The sequence below is a fragment of the Thermoplasmata archaeon genome (genome assembly GCA_035632695.1).
Lineage (GTDB): Archaea > Thermoplasmatota > Thermoplasmata > RBG-16-68-12 > RBG-16-68-12 > RBG-16-68-12.
Window position 1 is genome coordinate 1 of record DASQGG010000169.1, and the last position, 9994, is coordinate 9994.

At 67.1% G+C, this 9994-nt stretch carries 12 protein-coding genes; 4 read left to right on the forward strand and 8 right to left on the reverse strand.

All coding sequences use genetic code 11. From position 1 onward, the window contains the following. The first annotated feature begins 446 nt into the window (after positions 1 to 446). Together VEY12_10780 and VEY12_10785 are read left to right on the forward strand one after the other, a co-directional pair. Positions 447 to 1082, forward strand: a complete 636-nt coding sequence (locus tag VEY12_10780) for a nucleotidyltransferase domain-containing protein (GenBank protein ID HYM40601.1) — start codon at positions 447 to 449, stop codon at positions 1080 to 1082. After that, positions 1063 to 1473, forward strand: a complete 411-nt coding sequence (locus VEY12_10785) for a HEPN domain-containing protein (protein HYM40602.1) — start codon at positions 1063 to 1065, stop codon at positions 1471 to 1473. Before VEY12_10780 ends, VEY12_10785 begins: the two co-directional genes overlap by 20 nt. 351 nt (positions 1474 to 1824) lie before the next feature. On the opposite strand, the gene VEY12_10790 is transcribed toward VEY12_10785, so the two are convergent. The 7 genes from VEY12_10790 to VEY12_10820 all read right to left on the reverse strand — a co-directional run bounded on the left by VEY12_10790 (position 1825) and on the right by VEY12_10820 (position 5921). Then, positions 1825 to 2391, reverse strand: coding sequence for a hypothetical protein (locus VEY12_10790; GenBank protein HYM40603.1), 567 nt, complete (start codon positions 2389 to 2391; stop codon positions 1825 to 1827). Then, positions 2388 to 2705 (reverse strand): hypothetical protein, encoded by a 318-nt coding sequence (locus VEY12_10795; GenBank protein ID HYM40604.1) that lies wholly within the window; start codon positions 2703 to 2705, stop codon positions 2388 to 2390. The genes VEY12_10790 and VEY12_10795 overlap by 4 nt, the downstream gene beginning before the upstream one ends. Before the next feature lie 29 nt (positions 2706 to 2734). Then, positions 2735 to 2962 (reverse strand): hypothetical protein, encoded by a 228-nt coding sequence (locus VEY12_10800; protein HYM40605.1) that lies wholly within the window; start codon positions 2960 to 2962, stop codon positions 2735 to 2737. An 89-nt stretch (positions 2963 to 3051) separates the two neighbouring features. After that, the gene (locus VEY12_10805) at positions 3052 to 3300 is read right to left on the reverse strand and encodes a hypothetical protein (GenBank protein ID HYM40606.1); all 249 of its coding nucleotides are present in this window, start codon (positions 3298 to 3300) and stop codon (positions 3052 to 3054) included. A gap of 72 nt (positions 3301 to 3372) precedes the next feature. After that, complete coding sequence (locus VEY12_10810) at positions 3373 to 3846, reverse strand: hypothetical protein (GenBank protein HYM40607.1); 474 nt, start codon at positions 3844 to 3846, stop codon at positions 3373 to 3375. 268 nt (positions 3847 to 4114) lie between these two features. Then, positions 4115 to 4801 carry a hypothetical protein gene (locus VEY12_10815; protein ID HYM40608.1) on the reverse strand — a complete coding sequence of 229 codons (687 nt, stop codon included), beginning with the start codon at positions 4799 to 4801 and terminating at the stop codon, positions 4115 to 4117. A 499-nt stretch (positions 4802 to 5300) separates the two neighbouring features. After that, positions 5301 to 5921 carry an NAD(P)-binding domain-containing protein gene (locus VEY12_10820; protein ID HYM40609.1) on the reverse strand — a complete coding sequence of 207 codons (621 nt, stop codon included), beginning with the start codon at positions 5919 to 5921 and terminating at the stop codon, positions 5301 to 5303. Between the two features lie 281 nt (positions 5922 to 6202). On the opposite strand from VEY12_10820, the gene VEY12_10825 reads away from it, so the two are divergent. Together VEY12_10825 and thsB are read left to right on the forward strand one after the other, a co-directional pair. Next, entirely contained in the window at positions 6203 to 7099 is an 897-nt protein-coding gene (locus VEY12_10825) for a radical SAM protein (protein HYM40610.1), read from the forward strand. Positions 7100 to 7278: 179 nt separating this feature from the next. Then, the gene (thsB, locus tag VEY12_10830; protein ID HYM40611.1) at positions 7279 to 8916 is read left to right on the forward strand and encodes a thermosome subunit beta; all 1638 of its coding nucleotides are present in this window, start codon (positions 7279 to 7281) and stop codon (positions 8914 to 8916) included. A gap of 64 nt (positions 8917 to 8980) precedes the next feature. On the opposite strand, the gene VEY12_10835 is transcribed toward thsB, so the two are convergent. Further along, on the reverse strand, positions 8981 to 9994 hold a 1014-nt coding region (locus VEY12_10835), incomplete at its 5' end, for an aminopeptidase (GenBank protein ID HYM40612.1).

Below are 9994 nucleotides of genomic sequence, written 5' to 3' on the forward strand. Positions count from 1 at the left end.
AGGTGGTCATGCCGAAACCCCTATCCCCGTGATGCGGCAAAGCCCTTCCGGCCGGGAGTAGCCGAACTCACGTGTTACCATAGCAAACACCCAGGAACCGCGCCGACCCCCGAAGCGATCTGCGGAAGGGGGGATCGTCCGAAGCTTGTGTGGCGGAGGACAGCTTCAGAGGCAGACCATCGCGCACTCGGTGGGAGCCGACCTACAAAAGCCGTGTCAGAGCTCAGGACGGGATTCGCAAGTCCTTCCCTCCGCAGCCGCGGCCCGACCAGGCGCTTCACGAGCTCGCTCACCCGGTCCCGGTCGTACGCCGCCAGGCGGAAGACGGGAGGACCGCCTTCTGCACCCGCGCCGCCCTTGGCCCGGGCCGTGGGGGCGTGGGGTGGAAGGCAGCCGGAAGAGTTATATGTCCAGGGATTCATACATATGTTCGAGAAATTGGACATATGACCGATTCATCGAACGATCCGTTCACCGCGCTGCTCGGGAACATCCTAGGCAACCCAGCGAGGCTCCGGGTCACCCAGCTCCTGGTGCGCCTGCCCGACAAGGAGTTTACCGGGAGGGAGACCGCGAGGCTCCTCGGCCTGAGCCCCTCCACGGCCCTGGAGGCGCTGCGGATCCTCGCCGCCAGCGGGCTCGCCCACCGGCGAACGATCGGACGCGCCTACGTGTTCCAGGCGAACCGCGACTCCTACCTGTTCTCCATCCTGGACAACCTCCTCCGGTCCGAGGACCGCATCCGCAAGGAGCTCCTCAAGAAGGTCCGCTCCACGCTGGGAGACGGCGCGGTCTCGGTCGTCCTCTTCGGGAGCTACGCCCGGGGGACCCCGGGCCCCTCCAGCGACCTCGACCTCCTGGTCGTCACGGAGGATCCGAAGAGCATGGGGGGGCGACTGGACAAGCTCGAGGCCCTGTTCCTCCGGCGGTACGGGCTTCATGTGGACGCCAAGGTCCTCACCCCGCAGGAGCTACGGGCGCGGGCGTCGCTCCCCTATGTCCGGGCGGCGCGGGCGGAGGGAATCGCCGTGGGAGGCAGGTCCCTCGAGGAGGTGATCGGGCATGGGTCGCAAGACCCGTAGCGTGCCGAAAGCGAACTACCGCAACTACATCCGGAAGTCGGACGAGTTCCACCGGTCCGCGCGGCAGGCCTTCGAGCGGGGCGACTGGAACGCGGCCGTTTCTCATGCCGTCCACGCCGCCCTCTGCATGTCCGACGCGGTCACCGTCTTCTACTCAGGGACGCGGTCGGCCGGCGAGGGTCACAAGGAGATCCTCCGGCTGTTCACGGCTCTCCGGATCGACCGGACCGACCTCGACCGGAACTTGGCCCATCTCCGAGCCCTCCTCCAGCTCAAGACCACGTCCGAATACGAAGACCGCTTGCTCGGAGAAGAAGATGCGGACGCGAGCCTGCGGCATGCGGACCGCTTCCGGCAGTGGGCGTTGGCGAAGCTCGCGGCGAGCGGCTAGGCCACCCGCGCCCTCGCGGCCAGCACGCTCCGAACGCCTCCCGGTCCTCCTTCGTCAGCTCGACGGTCCTCACGTGGGCCTCGGCGCCGGAGCGCTTGAGGAACTCGAGGACGCGTTTCGCCCCCTCCGTCCGCACGATCACCACCCCGCGGATCCGCCGCGCGTGCGGGATCTCGTCCAGGAATCGCTTCCTCCGGACCACGTACGCCCACCGTGGCTCGACGTCCGCGGCCCGACCAGGCACTTCACGAGGTCGCTCGCCCGAGCCTCCTCATGCTTCGACGGAAGGCCCCGCGACACGGAGGGACCTGATCCTGCACCCATTCCGGCGAGCGCGGCCGGAAGGAATGTCTAGGCTCGCTCCTTGAGGATCCGGTCGACCCTCCGGCGCAGCGCCTTCCATTCCTCCGCGACGCCGAAGCGTCCCGCCAGGGAGGACACGTGGCGCAGGTCGAGCCGCGGGCGTTGCCTGACGTATACGGCCTCCGCGTCGAGAAGATCCTGGGGCGAACCGAACAGCAGCTTCGCGACGATCAGGTCCTCCGGCGCGTCGACGTAGAGGAACCTGCGGCCGCTGCGGACCCTGCGGCGGAGCTCGAGCGCGACCCGCTCCCGGGCCGTGTAGGAGCCTTTGCAGTCGAGGCGGTACTCCGACTCGCGGTCGTGGACGGTGAAATGGCTGCGCTCGCGCAGGGCGTCCACGATGTCCTCGGGGGAGACGGAGAACCCGCTCCCCCGAAAGGCCCTGGCGAGGCGTTCCGCATCGCCTTCCCGGACCTCCAGGATCAGGTCCACGTCGAACGTGCTTCGGGGACGGCCGTACAGGTTCGCTCCGACCCCGCCGACGATGACGTACCGGATGCGCAGCGAGGAAAGGATCCGGGCGGCTTCGCGGACGACGGCGGCGAGGTCCCTCATCGCCTCGCCTGGTTCATCCGGAGGACGGCGGCGTTATGGACCTCGAGGGCACGCAGGGACTCCTCCGGTGTCTGGGTTCGCCGGGAAAGGGCCTCGAGAATCACGTCCACCTCGCGGCGCGCCGCCTCGATCCTTCGGAAACGGGCCTTCGTGGTCCCCATGGAGGAGACGATGTCCCCGGACCGGATAAACGATTCGGAGAGGGGCGCGTACGAGGCGTCCGAGGGAGCGAGGGGAAAGGCGGGTGGGAACGGGAGCGCAGCGGCGCGACCGTCGTCGGCCGCGTCGAGGACGGCAAGCCGGGTCTCTTCCACGGTCCCGAACTCCGTGCCCCACGAGGCCCTCAGGCTTCCAGGCTCCGACGCACCCACTCGAGGAAGCGCGCGGCATCCCGGAGGACCCGCTCCGCGTGGGACCGGGACGCCCGGGCGCCGAGGTAGCCGAAGGTCGAGCGCTCGTCGAGGTCGCGCTTCAGGACGTCCCGCTGGGACGCGTCCCCAAGGATCCGGACGACGTCCACGTGGTGGCGCACGGCCTCGCGGTGGTCCAGGGACGCCACGGCGCCGAGCACGTGCGCCGTAAGCCCGTCGTTCGCGTGGATCTGGGACTGGACCGCGTCGCTTCCGGTGGCAGAGCACCGGGCACGCCTGGCCTGCGGCCCTATGGCTTCGGCACCTTCCGGGCCGTCACCTTCGGAACCTTCCTCGCCCAGGTGACCTTGTTTCGGGCACGGATCCAGCCGAGAACGATGACGAACCCACCTCCCAAACTACTGCATCCGCTGAAGGTTGCATACGGCTGGTTCAGGACCCCGCTGTCGGTGAGGAAGATCGCGAAGGCGATGAAGAGCGCGATGGCGCCCGCCCATGGTAGATCGCTCCACCCGAAGAACGACTTCCGAGGTGCCATGCCAAAACCCCCATCGCTCCCTCGAAGCAAGGCCCTTCCGGCGGAGAATCGCCTCGGCGTGGTGGGGCCCGGTCACGGTGGTACCCTGCACGAGGTGAGATACGTGGTGTTCGTCGCGGAGAGGGAGTCGCCGGGATACCCCAGGAGGATCGTCTTCGTGACCACGAACGTCCCGCCTTGGGCCATGGGCCAAAACCCCATCGCGTACGTCCCGGGCCGGAGCGAGACGTTCAGCGTCCCATTCCAGGGGACCATCGGATTCCCGCACGGGGAGCCGTGGCTGAACGTGGGGAGCGGCACATCCGAAGGATCGATCACGAACGCACCTCCGCGGTTGGCGTACCATGCGCCGACCACGCGTCCGATGCCACCGACCACGGCAAAGCTCACGTTGTAGCCGAACGGGTCGATGACCGTCCCCGCAGGGATCGGCAACGTGGTGGGGAGGCGTGTGGGCCGGGGCTCGCCGATTCCGAGCGCGATGACCACGGCGACCACGACGACCGCCACGACGATGACCAGGAGCGCCCCGTTCTCCGGCTTCATGGCAATGCGTCCATCGATTCGCAACCCGATAGCATTGTTGGTTCCGTGGGGGAGCCGCCGGGAAAGGGAGTCCCTTCCCGACGCGTGAAGGGGTAGTCTCCCAAGGAAAACGTCCCACCTCATCACACACGGGGAGCCATGTGGCCTCTGGAGGTCCAAGGAGCTTCGCAAGGAACGCAAGCATGCAGCGCACAATCCCTTGTGTCCAGCGTGCAGTCCGTGCACGATCGTAGCGCGGTGTGTGCTTGGCGACGGTGTCTCCTTCCTCTCACTTCTGCGCTGGACCCGGTGGTGTCGCCCCCGAAGGCGGCAGGGGGACCTTCGCTATCGTTAAGGCGATTTTCTCAAGTGCACTTTGGGCCACGTTCCCGTCCTTCAGCTGGGCAGCCAGCAGATTGGCGTAGTAGAGGTCGTGCGTAGCCACCAGCGCATCATGGAATTTCCCTACGGCATCGCTTGCACCATGGTACATGCTCAGGTAAATGGCGCCGACGAAGTCGGTCGCGAAGGAACCTGACCCGCCGATGACGCCAGTGATGACTTGTTTCGTGATGTCCGTCCCCGGGGGGCTGGAGACGATGAAGTACAGGGTCACGAGTATGATGACGAAGCCCATCGCAAGCAGGGCGAGGCCTGTGGCGAAAATCCAGGCCCCCTGTCTCAGGATTTGGTCGTAGTACCGTTTCATCTCGTTCTCGTGGGCACGGTACAGCCTGGCAGCCCTCTGCGCATCAGGTTTCCAGTCGTCGAGTTTCAGGGCTTTCTCCATTTCGAGGTCGCGCACTGCCTGCTCATGGGAGGCGACCGGGAAGACGAAAGGAATGGCGAATCCCACAAGCCCCACCACCCAGAGGAGGCTCGACAAGACGTTGTGAGTCTCCAGGTAATCGCCAATCCCGATTGGCACCGATGCGGCGCCGATGGCAATCCCGAGAAGGGAAAGCAGCCGGTACAAGGTCCGGTCCGGTCCCATTCAGCGTCTCTGATCCTGTCGTCTATGGAGCGCTGTTGCGGTTGTTCCGACTCCGTCTTCCCAGCCGAGCCCGTCTCCACGATAGAAACAAGGTTCCGGACAATTCGGAGTTCTGCGATGAGGAGCCAGCCGAACCCAGCCTTTTGGAGTACCCGGTCGACTCCCTCAAGATCCTTCTGAATCGACGCCAGAGTTCGGCTCGATCCATCCTCGGCCGGCACGAAATCCCTCCGGGCGCCGCAGAGACCGCTAGCGGCAAGAATCCGATGTATATGCCTTGGCCGAGTCGGGGCCAACAGAGAGGCGATGTCCGTTCTTCCAGATCGGTTTCGCGGTTGGAGGACAGCCTCAAAACCGCGAGCCTGCGACCAAGGAACGGGCTGTCGCACCGCTGTCGCCACGCCTTGGTCCGTTCGCCCGTCGCCTCGGGGAACCGCATGCGGGCATTCGGGCAGCGAATGGCTTTCCGACCGGTGCGCAATCAACCGCGGCCGCGCACGAGCCGGTACCCGATGGCCGTCCCCATCCTCTGGCCGTAGCCCAGGGAGATCAGGTGCATGCCCATGGGCTCCAGGTAACGCGCGGCCTTCAACGGACCCGCGTCGACGGGCTCGAACCCAATGTCCCGTCCCAGGGCCATGACCACGGCCTTGGCCTTCGGGTCGTCCCCGGCGACGGGCAAGGTGAGCGGCTGCCCTGCGAGTCGGCCGCTGGCCATGTTTTGCGCGAAGATCGTGTTGAACGCCTTGACGACGCTCGCGTCGGGCACGAGCTTGGCGAGCTCCTCGGCGCCGGACGTCGTGAATCCCAGGGCCAGTTCCCCGCTGGGCGAGAGGACGTTCGTCGGGTCGATCACCGTCTTGCCCTTCAGGTTCCCCAGGCCCGCGGCCTCGATCGTGTCCTTCAGGGCGGAGTACGGGACCGCGAGGATCGCCGCCTCGGCCCACGCCGCGGCCCGCCTCATCGTCTCGACCTTCGTGCCCGGGGGCACGTCGGCCTTGGACGGGTCCCGGGAACCGAACGTGACCTCGTGCCTCGTCTTCGAGAGACCCTTGGCGAGGGCCTGGCCCACATGACCCGTTCCCAGAATCGCGAGCTTCATCGGTGTCACCCGGCAGCCCCATGCCCGGCGCGATAGAAAAGGGTCATCCACGGTTCGCGTACGCCGTGCGAAGCCCGCCACAAGCCGGCGACCCCCTCTGCCTCCCCGATTTCGGTGTTCGGCTCGAACCCGCCCGGGTGGGAGGAGCGGCCGCGACGGCCGCGAAGTCGGCGCGCGAATAGCATGCGATATCCGACCCGCACGAGGGTGGGCCGAAAGGGCATGCCCTCGAACAGTCGATACGGAGGTTCCTAGGGCGGCGGAGGCGATTCCGGGATGCCATGCCGCTCCAGGGACTCCACCTCCTCCTCAGCTACCAATGCACCCTCGAGTGCGATCACTGCTTCGTCTGGAGCAGCCCGGAGGCGCGGGGAACGATGTCCCTGTCGGATGTCCGGAGGATCTTGCGCCAGGCGGAGGACCTCGGCGGCATCGAGTGGATCTTCTTCGAGGGCGGCGAGCCCTTCTTGTTTTACCCCCTCCTCCTCAAGAGCGTCCGCCTCGCTGCGCGGAAGGGGTTTCGGGTGGGAATCGTATCCAACGCCTACTGGGCCACGGGAATCCCCGAGGCCAAGGAGGCGCTCCGGCCGTTCCGCGGCCTCGTCCACGACCTATCGATCAGCAGCGACCGCTACCACTGGGATGATGGGGACGGCCGCCTCGCGGAACACGCGGCCGCCGCTGCGCGAGCCTTTCGGATTCCCTGCGGCACGATCACGGTTGCGCAGCCCGAAGAGGCCGACGCGGCCCGGAGGGTCGGCCAGCTGCCCCCCGGCGTCTCCGCAGTGATGTACCGGGGCCGCGCGGCGAAGAAGCTCGTCTCCCGCGCCCGGCCGAGCCCGTGGACGGAGCTGGACCGGTGCCCGTACGAGAACCTGCGGGACCCGGAACGGGTCCATATCGACTCGGAGGGGAACGTGCACGTCTGCCAAGGCATCTCCCTGGGCAACGTCTTCGAGCGGCCGCTCCGGGAGATTCTGGAATCCTACGACCCCGACGCCCATCCCATCGTGGGCCCGTTGCTGGCGGGCGGTCCGGTCGCCCTCGCGCGCCGGTACGGCTTGGCCCACCGGCAGACCTACGCGGACGCCTGCCACCTCTGCGACGAGGCGCGGCGGATGCTGCGCCGTCGCTTCCCTGCGATCCTCCGCCCGAACCAGATGTACGGCACGCGGTGAACCCGGCGGGCATCGTGATCGCCGCGCCTTGGGGCGGGCCATGATGGCTTGGAACCCCACGGGCCTCGGGGAAGCGTTCGCCCGAACGGGGGAATCTACATATCCGGCCTCTCCGATTTCGGTCCGCGTCTGCCATCCCCTGGTTGGGGGATACGGGGGTTCCTGCGATGGCCATGCCCATGGGTGGAGGACAGCAGCCGATCATCATTCTGCGGGAAGGGACGACCGAGGAAAAGGGCCGCGGAGCCCAGTCGAACAACATCGAGGCGGCGCGGGCCATCGCGGATGCCGTGCGATCGACGCTCGGCCCGCGAGGCATGGACAAGATGCTCGTGGACAGCCTTGGCGACGTGACGATCACGAACGACGGGGTCACGATCCTCAAGAAGGTCGACGTGCAGCACCCCGCGGCCAAGATGATGGTCGAGGTCGCGAAGGCCCAGGACCAGGAATGCGGCGACGGCACGACGACGGCCGTCATCCTTGCGGGGGAGCTCCTCGCGAAGGCGGAGGCCCTGATCGAGCAGCAGGTCCACCCCACGGTGATCGTCGCAGGGTACCGCCAGGCCGCGGAGAAGGCCACGGAGGTCCTCGAGGCGCGGGCGGAGAAGGTGTCCATCAAGGACCAGGACACCCTGCTCAAGATCGCGAAGACGTCGATGGGCTCCAAGTCCGCGACCGCCTACAAGGAGCTCCTCGCGGACCTCGCCGTGCGGGCGGTCCGCGCGGTCGCCGAGGAACGCAGCTCGGGCTGGCTCGTCAGCGACGAGGACATCCAAGTCGTGAAGAAGCAAGGCGGGGACGTGAGCGATTCGGAGCTCGTGGAAGGCGTCATCGTGGACAAGGAGCGGGTCCACGCGGGCATGCCGGTCGAGGTTCCGAACGCACGGATCGCCCTCCTGAACGCCGCCCTTGAGGTCAAGAAGACGGAGGTGTCCGCAGAAATTCGCATCCGCGACCCAGCCCAGATGCAGGCCTTTCTCCGGGAGGAGGAGAACATCCTCCGCCGGTTCGTGGAGGCGATCAAGGCCTCCGGCGCGAACGTCGTGTTGTGCCAGAAGGGGATCGACGACCTCGCGCAGCACTACCTCGCCAAGGAAGGCATCTACGCGGTCCGGCGGGTCAAGGAGAGCGACATGAAGAAACTCGCGAAGGCCACGGGCGCGCACGTGATCTCGGAGATCCGCGAACTGGGCCCGGGGGACCTAGGGAGCGCGAAGAAGGTGTATGAGAAGAAGATTGGGGACGACAAGATGACGTTCGTCACGGGCTGCAAGCACCCACGGTCCGTGTCCATCCTCCTCCGCGGCGGCACGGAGCACGTGGTCGACGAGATAGAGCGCTCCCTCGAGGACGCGACCTCCGTGGTCGCGGTGGCCGTGGAGGACGGCAAGTATCTGTACGGCGGAGGCGCGCCCGAAATGGCCCTGTCCCTCGCCCTCAAGGAGCACGCGGTCGGCGTAGGCGGGCGGGAGCAACTCGCGATCGAGGCGTTCGCGAAGGCCCTGGAGGTCGTCCCCCGCACGCTCGCGGAGAACGCGGGGATGGACCCCATCGACACCCTGATCGACCTGCGCACGGCCCACAAGGACGGCAAGACCTCGTGGGGCGTGGAGCCTCTGGATAGCAAGAACGCGGACATGCGCAAGCTCGGGATCTTGGAGCCCCTGCGGGTACCCAAGCAGGCCGTGGCCTCCGCGACGGACGCCGCCGTGATGATCCTCCGAATCGACGACGTGATCGCCGCCAAGGCACCGAAGACCGAGGCGAAGGGCGAGGGGATGGGCGGGCCGGAGTCCCACTCGGAATTCGACTGAGGGCTGCCTTCCCGAGCTCCTACCGCCCGACGCGTCTTGCACGCGAGGCTCGAATGATCCGGCGTCATCCCGGTGCGCGCACGGGAGCATGCCCCGCGAGCGAAACCTGCACGCGTCCTACGGTTTCGTAGAAGAACACGGAGGGATCCGCGGCCTTTCGTTCGAGCTGCGGGTGCGGGCCGAGCCCGAGTCCCACGTCGTCCGCGACGATCGTATTGTCGAGCATGCACGGCTCCGCCACGGGATTCAGGCCGATCGTGAACCAACCCAGCCTGGCCCGCTCGACCTTCGACTGCCGGAGCATGCGGTCCAGGAGATCACCGTGCGACTCGGCACCCCACCGAACGATCCGGCCCGACTCCACGGCGAACCAGGGCCGCGCAATCGTGCGGCCGGCGTAGAACATGGGATCCGTGGCGTGCACCTCGCCTTCCACGGACGTCGGACGTAGGGCGCCCTCGAGCCGACCCGCGGGGAGCGATGTGTTCACGAATCCTCGATAGACGTCTGCGGCATCCACGATTCCATCGTCCACGATGGGTGCGAGGGGCTTGGTCTCGAACCGCAGGTCCGTGCCCGCATCCGAGGTGAGGCGGACCCGCTTCCGACCGCGAAGGGAGCGCGCAAGGATCGCGCCACGCCTTCGAATCGTGGTCAACTCCACACCCAAGGCGGCGCGGTAGCTCGCCTGCCACTTCGCGAAGTCGAGTCCGTAGGCCTCCGCGCGTCCTGCGGTCACGCGGCCGATCGGGAGGTCCACATGCCGAATGCCGCGCCGTTGCAAGGGCTCGTCTTGGCGCAGGTTCCCCAGGCTGTTCGCGTCGAACTTCTCGGGCGGGATGCCTCGCATGCGACGGGCGTCCCCGGGACCACCGAGGTAGACGTCTGCGGTGATTGCGTCGTGGATGGCGAACTCCACAGGCGAGGCTTGGCGCAACCACTGCGTGGACAACTCCCGCATCGAGGTGAACCAGAGATCGTCGGTCATCAGGGTGAGGTGGGTGTCGCTTCCCCGGCGACGCGCCTCCAGGGCGAGGGCCTCCGCCAGGGGAATCGTCGGCCTGTACGTGTAGATCTC